This is a genomic window from Mycolicibacter sinensis, from assembly GCF_001667945.1.
Taxonomy (GTDB): domain Bacteria; phylum Actinomycetota; class Actinomycetes; order Mycobacteriales; family Mycobacteriaceae; genus Mycobacterium; species Mycobacterium sinense_B.
This window is the reverse complement of sequence record NZ_LZJK01000152.1, coordinates 25,339-37,686: the sequence shown is the minus strand read 5'-3', so window position 1 is coordinate 37,686 and position 12,348 is coordinate 25,339. Positions and strand designations below refer to the sequence as shown.

General features: G+C 69.5%; 13 protein-coding genes. 8 read left to right on the top strand and 5 right to left on the bottom strand.

What is annotated here, in order from left to right; all coding sequences use genetic code 11:
• Positions 1 to 25: 25 nt before the first annotated feature.
• Positions 26 to 1,465, bottom strand: a complete 1,440-nt coding sequence (locus A5694_RS19590) for a hypothetical protein (RefSeq protein WP_064923972.1) — start codon at positions 1,463 to 1,465, stop codon at positions 26 to 28.
• A 233-nt stretch (positions 1,466 to 1,698) separates the two neighbouring features.
• Here A5694_RS19590 and A5694_RS19585 point away from each other — a divergent pair, with 233 nt between their 5' ends.
• Both A5694_RS19585 and A5694_RS19580 read left to right on the top strand, forming a co-directional pair.
• Positions 1,699 to 2,646 carry an AraC family transcriptional regulator gene (locus A5694_RS19585; protein ID WP_064923977.1) on the top strand — a complete coding sequence of 316 codons (948 nt, stop codon included), beginning with the start codon at positions 1,699 to 1,701 and terminating at the stop codon, positions 2,644 to 2,646.
• Between the two features lie 255 nt (positions 2,647 to 2,901).
• The gene (locus tag A5694_RS19580; RefSeq protein ID WP_064923971.1) at positions 2,902 to 3,858 is read left to right on the top strand and encodes a GlxA family transcriptional regulator; all 957 of its coding nucleotides are present in this window, start codon (positions 2,902 to 2,904) and stop codon (positions 3,856 to 3,858) included.
• 5 nt (positions 3,859 to 3,863) lie between these two features.
• Here the strand turns inward: A5694_RS19580 and A5694_RS19575 are convergent, their stop codons facing one another.
• The 3 genes from A5694_RS19575 to A5694_RS19565 are packed head-to-tail and all read right to left on the bottom strand — an operon-like array spanning position 3,864 to position 6,878.
• A complete protein-coding gene (locus A5694_RS19575) occupies positions 3,864 to 4,841 on the bottom strand; it encodes an NAD-dependent epimerase/dehydratase family protein (protein WP_064923976.1) in 978 nt (325 codons plus the stop codon).
• 39 nt (positions 4,842 to 4,880) lie between these two features.
• On the bottom strand, positions 4,881 to 5,594 hold the full coding sequence (locus A5694_RS19570) for an Rv0518 family GDSL lipase (RefSeq protein ID WP_064923970.1): 714 nt from the start codon (positions 5,592 to 5,594) through the stop codon (positions 4,881 to 4,883).
• Positions 5,595 to 5,642: 48 nt separating this feature from the next.
• Positions 5,643 to 6,878, bottom strand: coding sequence for an acyltransferase family protein (locus tag A5694_RS19565; RefSeq protein WP_064923969.1), 1,236 nt, complete (start codon positions 6,876 to 6,878; stop codon positions 5,643 to 5,645).
• A gap of 189 nt (positions 6,879 to 7,067) precedes the next feature.
• Here A5694_RS19565 and A5694_RS19560 point away from each other — a divergent pair, with 189 nt between their 5' ends.
• The 5 genes from A5694_RS19560 to A5694_RS19540 all read left to right on the top strand — a co-directional run bounded on the left by A5694_RS19560 (position 7,068) and on the right by A5694_RS19540 (position 11,535).
• Complete coding sequence (locus A5694_RS19560; protein WP_064923968.1) at positions 7,068 to 9,020, top strand: neutral/alkaline non-lysosomal ceramidase N-terminal domain-containing protein; 1,953 nt, start codon at positions 7,068 to 7,070, stop codon at positions 9,018 to 9,020.
• 100 nt (positions 9,021 to 9,120) lie between these two features.
• On the top strand, positions 9,121 to 9,579 hold the full coding sequence (locus A5694_RS19555) for an STAS domain-containing protein (protein ID WP_064923967.1): 459 nt from the start codon (positions 9,121 to 9,123) through the stop codon (positions 9,577 to 9,579).
• 44 nt (positions 9,580 to 9,623) lie between these two features.
• Positions 9,624 to 10,142 carry a phosphatase PAP2 family protein gene (locus A5694_RS19550; RefSeq protein ID WP_082952764.1) on the top strand — a complete coding sequence of 173 codons (519 nt, stop codon included), beginning with the start codon at positions 9,624 to 9,626 and terminating at the stop codon, positions 10,140 to 10,142.
• The gene (gene yaaA / locus A5694_RS19545) at positions 10,139 to 10,888 is read left to right on the top strand and encodes a peroxide stress protein YaaA (protein WP_064923965.1); all 750 of its coding nucleotides are present in this window, start codon (positions 10,139 to 10,141) and stop codon (positions 10,886 to 10,888) included. Before A5694_RS19550 ends, yaaA begins: the two co-directional genes overlap by 4 nt.
• Positions 10,885 to 11,535: a M15 family metallopeptidase gene (locus tag A5694_RS19540; protein WP_064923964.1), complete on the top strand. Its 651-nt coding sequence runs from the start codon at positions 10,885 to 10,887 to the stop codon at positions 11,533 to 11,535. The genes yaaA and A5694_RS19540 overlap by 4 nt, the downstream gene beginning before the upstream one ends.
• Here the strand turns inward: A5694_RS19540 and A5694_RS19535 are convergent.
• Positions 11,528 to 11,842: an MTH1187 family thiamine-binding protein gene (locus A5694_RS19535; protein WP_064923975.1), complete on the bottom strand. Its 315-nt coding sequence runs from the start codon at positions 11,840 to 11,842 to the stop codon at positions 11,528 to 11,530. The two genes, A5694_RS19540 and A5694_RS19535, sit on opposite strands and share 8 nt — an antisense overlap.
• A 53-nt stretch (positions 11,843 to 11,895) precedes the next feature.
• Between A5694_RS19535 and dtd the strand changes: the two genes are divergently transcribed.
• Positions 11,896 to 12,327, top strand: coding sequence for a D-aminoacyl-tRNA deacylase (dtd, locus tag A5694_RS19530; protein ID WP_064923963.1), 432 nt, complete (start codon positions 11,896 to 11,898; stop codon positions 12,325 to 12,327).
• The last annotated feature ends 21 nt before the right edge of the window (positions 12,328 to 12,348 follow it).

Here is a 12,348-nt window from a genome sequence, read left to right as displayed (position 1 = left end):
CACCCTGCCCGGCACCTCTGTCCTGCTAACACTGGCCGAGCAGGACTTCCACGTCTACGACGGGACCGCCGCCGATGTTGAGCAGCGGCGGGACACCGATCGTCTGAAAGACCGGAGCGAAGCCCTCGGTCGCGTCGTCCCCCGACCCGGTGAACGGGTCGAACGTGGTGTCGCCGATGCTGAAAGCAGCTTTGCCGATCGCCGTATCGGCGAAGCCTGTGAACGCATCACCCGGGTTGAGCGTGTCTGCCACGTTGATACCACCGAACAATGAGCTCAAGTCCATGCTCCCGAACGGGGTGATGAAGGTGTCGGTAACGACACCGTCGGCCCCCGGCGTGGCGGTGTAGACGTTCGCGAAGCCACCGCCGAAATTGAAAGCATCGTACACGGTCCCCACCACCGGCAGAGCGTCAGTGCTGCCCCCGTCGGCCGAGGTGGCGTCGACGACCATCAGCTGGGTGTTGGTCAGCCCCAACAGATTGCTCACGTGCACGGCAGTGTCGATGGTGCCGATCTGCGTGGCCGCATCGCCGGAACCGCTGTAGACGTCGAAGCTCTGGGGAGCCAGGACGATTCCGCCGCTGGTGACATCTTCGATCGAACCGCCCCCGATGTTCAGGAACGGCGCGGCGCCAGTCAGGGGTACGACCGGGGCGAAGCCCTCCACAGTGGAGCCGCCGGTGTTGGTGAACGGGTCCAGGGTGAACCCGCCGATCGCGAAGGCATCCTCGCCCCCGCCGGCTGCTCCGGCTTCCAGCGCGGCGAAGGCGTCGCCGGGCTGCAGCAGCGCGGCAGCGTCGATACCGCCGAACAGCGGAGTCAGATCGATGTTCCCGAACGGCGTCACGAAGGTGTCGGTGACGGTGTCCGGACCGTCGTCGGCACCCGGGGTCGCGGTGTAGACGTTCGCGTAGCCGGCACCAAAATTGAACACGTCGTAGACCGATCCCACCGTCGGGAGAGCCACATCGGTCGCGGAGGGCGCGCCGGTGACGGTGAATTGGGTATTGGTGAAGCCTGCCAGGTTCGTCACGACCGCGCTGGTGTCGATCCTGCCGAGGTCGGTGCCGTCGGAGGGGTCAAACACTTCGAACTCCTGGGCGGCCATGGGGCCGCCGAATACGACTCCGCCGCCCAAGGTCAACAGGGGCGGAGCGCTGGTGAGCGGGTGGATGAGGGCGAAACCCTCGTCGTCGCCGACGACCGGGTCGAAGGTGAAGCCGCCGATCGTGAACGCGTCAGCTCCGGTCGCGCTGGGAACAACCGGGACCGGGTCGGTGACGTCGAATCGGCCGGCGGTCAGTGCTACCTCTCGGCGAATCTGTGCCATGTCCGGCTCGGGCGCGGGTAGCGCACCGACGACGACGCTCGCGCCAGCGGCCGCGGCGCCCGCGGCGACACCCAACCGGATCCGGGCCGCGGGCCCCCCGGCGGCTGCGCCGGGGTGACAGAACAACTGCATGACTTCTCCTCTGCTGACCGTGATTACGTCGGCGCGGCACCGAGCGCCGTGACCGCCCCCGTGGTCTTACCAAAACCGGGGGTGCCGAGGCGTGTCTGTGACGAGCGGCATGTACACCAGACGCGTGCCTGCGTCGAGGCGGCCGCCAGCGCCCGCTGGCGATGTCGGCTGTTGTGGGAAAGATGTCGCATCGACACCAGTGCGTGGACGGAATCGAAGCGGACACTGCTGGAGTGACGGCACCGCCGATATCGATACCTGATTCGATCGCGCACCGATTGGGCTTTGCCCCGGAAAGCCGCCTCGCCACACCGGACGGGTCGTTATCGGCGGCGATCTGGCGGTTCCGGGACCGGCCGTACTACGAACTGTGCTGCAGCGCAGACAGATACACCGACGTCATCGCGATGCCGATCACCGGGCACCACCACCACACCTACTTCGGCAACGGCCGGCTGAAATGGAGCCGCCTGCATCCACCGTTTCACATGAACATGGTCGTAGCCGGGGAGCAGCCGCGTGCACTGTTCACCTCGGTGCAGCCGTTCACCTATCTGCATGTCTACGTACGGCACGCCATGGTTGAGCGGCTGGCCGTCGACAGCGGTTTGCTGGCCGTCGGCCAGACAGTCACCCTCGTCGATCCGATGTGCTCCCACGATCCGTTCGTAGAATTCGTCTTTCGGCAGATCCTCCGTGAAATGTCATGCAGCGACAAGATTTCCCGGATGATGTTGGATGCCCTGGGCCAACAGCTGGTGACTGGTCTGCTGCGCCGGCATTCCAGCGTCTCCGGCTCCCGAACCCAGTCGCCGACGATCGGTGCCGGCTACCACGATTGGCGTCTCCGGCGGACCATCGAATACCTCGAGTCGCACCTCGCCGAGGAGCTTGATCTCGGCGAGATCGCTGCGTCAGTATGCCTGTCGGTGGCGCGCCTCACCACACTCTTTCGAGACGCCACCGGCGAGCCGCCGCGCCGCTGGTTGATGAACCGCCGGTTTGTGCGGGCGTGTGAACTGCTCGCGACCTCGTCGCTGAGCGTCACCGAGATCGCGCACCGGTGCGGCTTCGCCAGTTCCCAACACCTCGCCACGGTGATGCGACGTCGACACGCGACCACTCCGAGCGACTACCGGAGGCAAGTGCTGGGAACACCCGCCTACCAGGACGGCCGGTGAAAGGAATGCGTCATGACGACCCGCGCCACCGGGAAACACGTCGCATCCTGTGGCATGCATGGCGGAAATGACCATCGCGGCCAGCGCACGATCGCAGCAGACTGATCTCCGTCGAGTGGAGGCCGACGATGCGCGGACGGTGCGGTGTCGGGTATTGGTGTGTTGGAGGCACTTGCTCGCGACCGGACCCCCGACCGAACGGCTAACCCGAGCGCAAACTAGGCAAACGAATGCCACAGGTATGAGGGCGGTTCAGTGAGCAAGACGGTGCTGCTCGTCGTCTTCGACGGCGTGAAACTGTTGGACGTCGCCGGTCCCGCCGAAGTATTCGCCGAAGCCAACCGATTCGGCGCCGACTACCGGCTGACGGTCGCGTCGGTCGACGGTCAGACGGTGCGGACCTCGGTCGGTATACCGCTCACCGTCAGCACCCGAATCTCCTCACTCGATTGCGCTGACACGGTGATGGTCGCAGGCGGCGACGAATTGGTCGGGCGGCCGATCGATCCGGACCTGGTGGACGCGCTGAAATTGATCGCACCGCGCACCCGGCGACTGGCGTCGGTGTGCACCGGCGCGTTCATCCTGGCCCGGGCCGGGCTGCTCAGCGGCCGTCGCGCGACCACCCACTGGCGCCACGCCGGGCGGCTGGCCCGCGCGTTCCCCGACATCGACGTCGAACCGGATGCCATCTTCGTCCGCGACGGCGACCTCTTCACCTCGGCGGGAGTGTCGTCGGGGATCGACCTGGCGCTGGCCCTGGTCGAGCAGGATTACGCCACCGAGCTGGCCCGTGAGGTCGCCCGCACCCTGGTGGTCTACCTCAAACGGGCCGGTGGCCAATCGCAGTTCTCCGTCCTCATGGAGGCCGATCCTCCGGCGGGCTCGGCGCTACGGGGCGTTCTCGATTCGATCGCTGCCGATCCCGGGGCCCCGCACAGCGTGAAAGCTCTTGCCGCACAAGCCTCGTTGAGTACCCGTCAGCTAACGCGCCTGTTTCGCGCCGAGCTGGGCACCACCCCGGCGCGCTATGTCGAGTCCGTCCGGATCGACATCGCGCGGGGCGCTCTCGATGCCGGCCACAGCGTCGCCGAGACGGCGCGGCTGGCAGGTTTCGGCAGCACCGAGACGCTGCGGCGGGTGTTCGCCAACCACCTCGGCATTTCACCGAAGGCCTACCGAGACAGGTTCCGTACCACCGCTTCCGGGTGAGGCGATCAACCGCGGATCGCCGCTACCGTATCGGCCAGCGTCTCCCGCGGATCACGGAACACCACCCCCAGCTCCCGTTCGGCCGGCGAATCATCGGAGGCCGGCATCTGGGTGTAGTACTGCATGCCCGCCTCGGTGATCGGGGTGGTGATCGGCAGCACCCGCCCGGCCTGATCCAGCAGCCGCCCGGCCCAGCGCAATGCGACGTCGGGCACCGGCACGGCGAACAGGGGCGCACCGGAGACCGCACCGAGTAGTCCTGCCAACCGCTGCGGCGGCACCCGGTGGCCACCGGCCATGTACCGGCGCGGACCGCGGCCGGGCTCGAGCAGCGCCACGTGCACCGCCGCCAGGTCGCGGACGTCGACGACCAGCCAGGCTGCGCTGCGACCCGGAATCAGGCGCATCTGCAACGCGGCCCGCACGCCTTCGCCGGCCTCACCGAACCGGTCGCCGACCGGCGGACCCAGCACCATGCCGGGGTAGGTGATGGTGACCGGGGCGCCGTCGTCCTGAAGGCCGCGCACATAGCGTTCCTCACGGGCCTTGGACCGGCCGTAGCCGTCGGTCCCGCCGGCGACCGGCAGGTCGGCGCTCAGGGTGCGCAGGCCGGGGCGGAACAGCGCGGTGAAGCTCGAGACGTGGATGATCGGATCCAGACCCACCTCGATCGCGCCGCCGAGCACGTTGCGGGCGCCCACGGAATTGGTCGCCATCATCTGTTCGTTCTGGCGCGGATCGGTGGCGACCAGCGCAGCCGCGTGCACGACGGCGTCGCAGCCGTCCAGCGCGCGCCGGACCGACCCCGCATCGGTGATGTCACCGACGACGTGATCCGAGACGTCGACGCCCAGGCGTTCGACGCTGGTGTGCAAGCCGGCCGGGTTGCGAACCAGAAACCGCACGGCATGCCCGGCGTCACTGATCGCCTTGGCAGTCCAGCCGCCGACGAATCCGGTTCCCCCGGTGACCAACACCCGCATCGCACCCATCCCTGGATCGTAAGGATCCGGGCGGTTGTGTCAGGTCCGCTTGGGCAACTGGCCGGCGATCAGCGGCACGATCTTGTCGGCCATGTAGGCGTGTCCGGCGTCGGTGGGATGCACACCGTCGGGACCGATCAGATCCGGACGGCCGACGAACCAGCGTTCGGCCAGCGGGTCGACGAACTCCGCGCCGACCACGCGGGCCTCGGAGCTCAGGATGTCGCGGATCCGCCATACGTTGCCGGGTACCTCAGCGGTGGGCCACGGCGGCCCAATCACCAGCATCCGGGCCGCCGGGGTGGTCCGCCGGGCCAGCGCCAGGGTGTCGGCAACCAACCGGCTCAGCTCCCCCGGTTCGACGTCCTGGTCGTTGCGCGAGCCGAAGAACACCACCAGTGCGTCGTCGGGTTGCACCACCCGTGCCGTCAGATCCCCGAACAGACCGCCCTGGTTGCCGCGCACGGCGTACCCGGCGCCGCCCTCCGCCCCCACGTCGGCGCTGACGTAGATCCCGCGGCCGGCCAGGATCTGCCACGCCCGCTCGGTCCAGTTCGCCGCACCGCGACCGGTGTCTTCATACCCGGAGGTGTAGGAATCGCCAACGACGGCGATCCGGGTCGGCGAGGCGCTCAGCGGCGTCGTCTCGTAGTGGCGCGTCGAATCGTGGTCGCGGGCCAGATACCCGGTTCCCACCACGACGGCGACGACGACCGTCAGCAGCGAAGCCGCAAACGTCATCACCCGGCTCACAGCCCACCTCCCCGATCACCCACGCGCACGCCGGCCGGGGTCAGCGTGTCAGGACACACTGACCGGGACCGCCGCGGTGCGCTCATCGAGGATCTCATCGACCGGTGCGGCGGCCAGCGGGTCCTCCGACGGCGTCACCTGCGCCGTTTCGGGCCGGGCACCGATCATCCTGCGCATCCAGCGCCGACCCGGTTCCTCGACGCCGTGGAACAGCAGCACCGACAACGCCGTCGCCGTCGCCAACAGCCCGCACACCGTCCACTTGGCCGCGGTCGCTCCCTCGTCCAACACGATCTCGAATTGTATTGCGGCCCAGTTCCAGGCCGTGTGCACCAGCTCGTGGACCATGTACAGGCAGAACGAGATCTGGCCGCCGTACACCATCAACCGAGTGGACAGCAGCGCAGGCAGGCTGCCGGTACCGACCGCCAGGGCCATCACCAGCGGCACGAACAGCACGTCGACCAATCCGCCGCTGTCGTAGAGCCCGGAGATCGGGTGCGCATCGAAGTAGTACAGGATGCCGACGGTCGCGGCGATGAGCAACGCGGAGCCGTATCCGGCGGCGCGGCGGGCCCGGGCGCTCGGCGCGAGCTTGCGCACCGCCGCGCAGGCCAGCGCTCCCGCGGTGAACTGCATGACGATGCGCGGCAGCCAGCTCCACGGGGTGTAGAACTGGCCGGTGGCCAGCAACAACAACAGCGGCGGCAGCGAAGCGATGACCGCCAGCGCGGCCAGGCCCCGCGCCGACGTCGCCCGCATCATCCGGTAGACCACCAGGACCAACCCGCCGAACAGCAGGTAGGCCAGCCACTCGGCGCTGATGGACCAGGCCGGCCCGTCCCAGCTCGACCCGTCGAAGAACGGCTCGAACCACAACTGCACGAGCAGGACCTGGCGCACATAGCTGGTCGCGGTCAGCCGGCTGAGGTCTTCGGTGGGCACATGGCCGACGTGCAGGGTGAAGATCACCCACAACAGCGCCAGGTGCAGCGTGACCAGGTAGATCGGCCACACCCGGGCCAGCCGCAACCACAGGAAATGCAGGGTCGCCCGCGCCGAGAACGACTCCCCCATCCGTTCCAGATAGTTCCAGGTCAGCACGAATCCGCTGAGGATGAAGAACAGGTCGACGCCCTGGGCGCCGCGGTCGAGCACCGGCGCGAGCGCATCGCTGACCGCAGGCGACGCCAGCCGCAGCAGCGGCCGGAAATGAAAGAGCACCACCCAGACCGCGGCGATGATGCGAAGCCCGGTGAGGGCTTTGATCTCTCCGCTGCGCACAACACTCTTCCGCCGGTGGGCTCTGCTGTCGCGACTGCTTGGGCGCGGGCCCGCCGGGGCATTCCGACGATCGGCAGCCGCAACCGGTGGCCGGCAGCCATCGAAGACTAGCAGCGGGACCGTCCGCGGTGAAGTTGCCGGCCGGGTGCGCCTGCCGGGAATTTGCCGCCGGTTGGGAATACTGAACCGATGCCAGACGACTACCGGGTGGGTCGCGGGATCGCCGACATCACCGGCGAGCCGGCCGAGTGCGGAATGCTCGGCTACGGCGTGGCCTCCCAGCAAACGTCCGGCCTGCACAACCGGCTGCGCGCGCGGGCCTTCGTGTTCGTCGACGCCACCACCGGCGCTCGTCTGCTCCTGGTCGTCTGCGAACTGCCGCTGCTGCTGGAGAGCGTGCACCACGAGGTACTCGGGCGCCTCGCCGCCGGCTACGGCGAGCTGTACACGTTCAGTAACGTGATGCTGACGGCGACGCACACCCATTGCGGCCCAGGCGGTTACGGCGATCACCGGCTGTACAACTCCAACACCGGTGGGTTCCGGCCGCAGACCTTCACCGCGATCGTCGACGGCATCTGCGAAGCCGTCGACCGCGCGCACGCCGACCTCTCCCCCGCCACCTTGAGCCTTGCCGTCGGCCGACTCCACGACGCCAGCAGCAACCGCTCACCCTCGGCGTTCGCCCGCAACCCGGCGGCCGACCGGGCCTATTTTCCCGACGCCATCGACCCGCAGACCACGCTGCTGCGCATCGAGCGCAACGGCCGGCTGGTCGGCGCGGTGAACTGGTTCGCCACCCACGGCACTTCCATGACCAACCGCAACACCTTGATCAGTGGCGACAACAAGGGCTACGCCGCCTACCAGGTGGAGCGCCTCGACCGCGGCGTCGACTACCTGGCGCCCGAACCGCCGGAATTCGTCGCGGCCTTCGCCCAGACCAACGCCGGCGATATGTCGCCCAATCTCAACCACCGCCCCGGCAGCGGCCCCACCGAGGACGAGTTCGAGAACACCCGGATCATCGGAGCCCGCCAAGCCGACGCGGCCACCGACCTGACGACCGGGCACGGCGTCGAGGTCACCGGCGGCCTCGACGCGCGGGCCACCTATGTGGACCTGTCGGATTTCGAGGTCGCACCGGAATTCACCGGCGACGGCCGAACCCATCGCACCGGCCCCGCGCTGGCCGGCGCGGCGGCGCTGGCCGGCACCGACGAGGGACCCGGCCCGCTGCACCCGCTGACCAGGCAGGGCCGCAACCGCATCATCGATGCGCTGGTCGCCAACACCGTCTACCGGCGCTCTCCGCGCCTGCGCGACGCGCACGCCCCCAAGGGGGCGATCGGGCCGGGCAGCCGGCTGAACAAGGCCCTGACGCTGATGCCCAACGGTGGCCCGGTCCAACTGCTGCGCATCGGGCAGCTGTATCTGATCGGCATCCCCGCCGAGGTGACCATTGTGGCGGGGCTGCGGTTGCGCCGCACGGTGGCCGCCATCGTGGGCGCCGAGCTGCGCGATGTACTGGTGGCCGGCTACAGCAACGGTTACCTGCACTACGTGACCACACCGGAGGAGTACGAGGAGCAGCGCTACGAGGGCGGCAGCACCATGTTCGGGCGCTGGGAGCTGGCGGCGCTGCAACAGGTGGTGGCCGGATTGGCCACCGCGATGCGGGAGCAGCGACCGGCACCGGTCGGCACAGCCCCCACCGCGCCGCCTCGCACCCGGCGGTCACGCCGCCGGGTGCGCCCGGATGAACCGGCCGCCGGTCACCGCTTCGGGGACGTCGTGCAACCGCCGCGGTCCCACTACCAGCCGGGGGCCACGGTGACGGCGGTGTTCGCCGGCGCCTACCCGAACAACGACCTGCACCGCGGTGGCACCTACCTGCGGGTTGAGCGGGAGACCGCCGACGGATGGTGCACCGTCGCCGACGACGGCGACTGGTCGACGATGTTCCGTTGGCGCCGTGCCGGCGGCCGTGGGTCGACCGTCACCGTGACCTGGACGGTGCCCGCCGACGCCGCGGCCGGGCGCTACCGACTGCGCTACCACGGCGATGCCCGGGGGCGCGACGGGCGGATCAGCGCGTTCAGTGGAGCGACGGAGCCCTTCGATATCTCACGAAAGCGTTAATCGGGCGCCCGAGGCGCCTTAACTTCGCCGCCTAACGTCGGGAAATGTCGAGGCCGGCCACCTGCCGGCACTGCTCAGACAAGCGGAAGCGGGGGCTGGCATGGCTATCACGATCACCACTCGGGGCACGGCGCGGATCGGTCAGCAGGGCAACCCCACCGTCCAGTGCGGTGGCGCGCAGATCCGGGCACACTCCCGTCACCTCGCGACGGTGATCACGATCCGGGGCCGGATCGATGCCACCAACGTCGACCAGCTCAGTGAGCAGGCGCGGCGCTTCGTACTTGCGAAGGAACCGCTGCTCCTCGACTTGAGCGGGGTGACGTCGTTCGCTGCCGCCGGGATCTGGCTGCTGTGCGTCCTCGACGGGGACTGCCGCGCCGCCGGCGTGGACTGGACGCTGATCGAGGGCCCGGCGGTGGCCGAACTCCTCGGTGACTTCGACGAGGACGCGAAGTTCCCGACGGCGCGCTCGGTCGAGCAGGCGCTGCACGCGCTCGCCGACGGCAACGACCAGCGTCGTCAGGCGCTGCTGCCGCTGTTCCAGAAATCGGCCTGAGCCGAGGGGCCGCCGCCGCACTGCGCTGGTGGCCCGCGGCCGGCGTGCTGGCAACCCTGGTTCTGGGCTGGGCGGTGGGCCGCGGTTCGACGGCCGTTGACAGCTGGTTCAGCCATCGCACCCGTGAGGTCATCGGTGGACAACCGCGGTGGCTGTTGACCTTCACCAGCGGCTGGCTGGTGTTCGCGGTGCTGGTGGGCTGTCTGACGGTCACGCTGCTTCGGCGGCAATGGGCGTTGGCGGCCGCGGTGCTGGTCTGCCCGTTCGTTGTCACCGGGGTCAATCAGGTTCTCAAACACCTCTTCGACCGCCGCAACGGGGTGTACCTGGAGTATCCGAGCGGGCACACCGCGCTGCTGGTCGCGGTGCTGGGCATGATGGTCGTGGTGGCCGGTTCGAGGATGGCCCGGCGCTGGGCGCTGATGCTGGCGGCGGTGCTGAGCCTGCTGGGCATGCTCGGGCTGGTGGCCTGCGGCTATCACTTCCTCACCGACACCCTCGGCGCGGCGATGCTCGCCACCGCGCTGGTGTGCGCCGCGGCTCGGTTAACGTCTGCGCTGTGATCGTGCTGCTGCCACCGTCAGAGACCAAGCGGGCCGGCGGCGACGGGCCTCCGCTGCGCCTCGACGCGCTGGGATCCCCCCAACTCACCGAGCTGCGGGCAGCGCTGGTCGATGAGCTGGTCGCCCTGGCCGCGGATCCCGACGCCAGCCGGCGCGCGCTGGGTCTCTCGGCCACCCAGGACGCCGAGATCGAGCGCAACGCGATGTTGCGCTCCGCGCCGACGGCGCCGGCGATCAACCGCTACACCGGCGTGCTGTACGAGGCGCTCGACGTCGACTCGCTGCGCGGCGCGGCGGCGGCCCGTGCCGAAGCCCGTCTGGCGGTCGGCTCAGCCCTGTTCGGGCTGCTGCGGGCAGCCGATCCGGTGCCCGCCTACCGGCTGTCGGCAACCTCGAAGCTGCCCGGGCAGCCGGGCCTGGGCAGTCGCTGGCGTGCCGTGCTGGAACCGGTGCTGGCCGAAATCGCCGCCGCGGAACTCGTCGTCGACCTGCGGTCCGGCTCGTATGCGGCGCTGGCGAAGATCCCCGGCGCGGTCCGCGTCGACGTGGTCGCCGAGCACCCCGACGGCCGGCGGGCGAGCGTCAGTCACTTCAACAAGGCCCACAAGGGCAGGCTGGCCCGGGCGCTGGCGACCAGCAGGTACGAGCCGGACGACGCCGCGGCCGTCGCGGCGGTCGCACGCCGGGCCGGGATGCGGGTGGAACGCGACGGCAACCGGCTGACCATAGTGGTTGCGGGCTCATGATCAGGTCGTTGGCGGTGGTGCCGCTGCTGGTGGCCATCGGTTGGGCCAGCGCGGCGTGGGGCGCCCCCGACTTCCCGCCGGTCTCCCCGGCGGCCCGCGCGGCCGGCTTTGTCGACGTCCGCAGTGCGGTGCCGGATGCGATCCTCGATCTGCGGTATGCCACGGCCAACAACTTCACCGGCGTGCAGCTGTATCCGACCGACGCCCGGTGCCTGGTGCACGAGTCGCTGGCCCCGGGTTTGGCGGCAGCCGCCGATGCGCTGCGCGGCCGGGGCCGAACGCTGGTGTTCTGGGACTGCTACCGGCCGCACGACGTGCAGGTGCGAATGTTTCAAGCGGTGCCGAATCCGGCCTGGGTGGCCCGCCCGGGCCCGCTCGCCCGCAGCCATGAGACCGGGCGGTCGGTCGACGTGACGACCGCCGACGCGCGGGGACGCCTGGTCGAGATGGGCACCGGCTTCGACGACTTCTCGCCCCGCGCCGCGGCATTTGCCGACGGGATCAGCGCGGCCGCGGCGGCCGAACGCGCCACCCTGCGCGACGCGATGAGCGCCGGCGGCCTGGCCGTCTACTCCGGGGAGTGGTGGCACTTCGACGGACCCGGCGCCGGCGTGGGCAGGCCCATCCTCGACGTACCGGTCACCTAGGTGGTGGCGCCGCCAGATGCCGCTCGACCGATGCCACCTTGGCGGTCATCGCATCGACTGCGCCGGCTCGCCAGTCGGCCTTGATCACGGTGCTCACCCGTGGTGATCGGGCCGCCACCGCCTCCACCGCCCGCTGCACCACGGCCATCGCCTCGGCCCAGCTGTCGCTTTCGATGACGGTGAACATCGCATCGGTGCGGTTGGGCAGGCCCGACTCCCGAACGACCCGCACCGCCTCCGCGACGATCTCACCGACTCCCTCGCCCACCCCGAGCGGCGTGACCGAGAACGCAACCAGCACCGACACCGTGACCACCCCTCCCGCTTGCAGCACCGCCGAGCCTACCTAGCATCGGGCGCATGCGGGTTCTGGTGCAACGCGTCTCGTCGGCGCGGGTTAGCGTCGACGGCGAGGCCGTCGGCGAGATCACGCCGGCGGGGCAAGGGTTGGTGGCGCTGGTCGGGGTCACCCACGACGATGACACGGGCAAGGCCCGGCGGCTCGCTGAAAAACTCTGGCAGTTAAGGATTCTCGACGGTGAGCGCTCGGCGTCTGATGTCGGCGCCCCGATCCTGGTCGTCAGCCAGTTCACCCTCTACGCCGACACCGCCAAGGGGCGGCGGCCATCCTGGAACGCCGCGGCGCCGGGTTCGGTCGCCGAGCCGCTGGTCGCTGAGTTCGGCGACACCCTGCGGCAGTTGGGCGCGCAGGTGGCGACCGGCCGGTTCGGTGCCCACATGTCGGTGGAGCTGGTCAACGACGGACCGGTGACGGTGCTGCTGGAGTTGTAGCGCCGAAAACGGGCTCTGGAT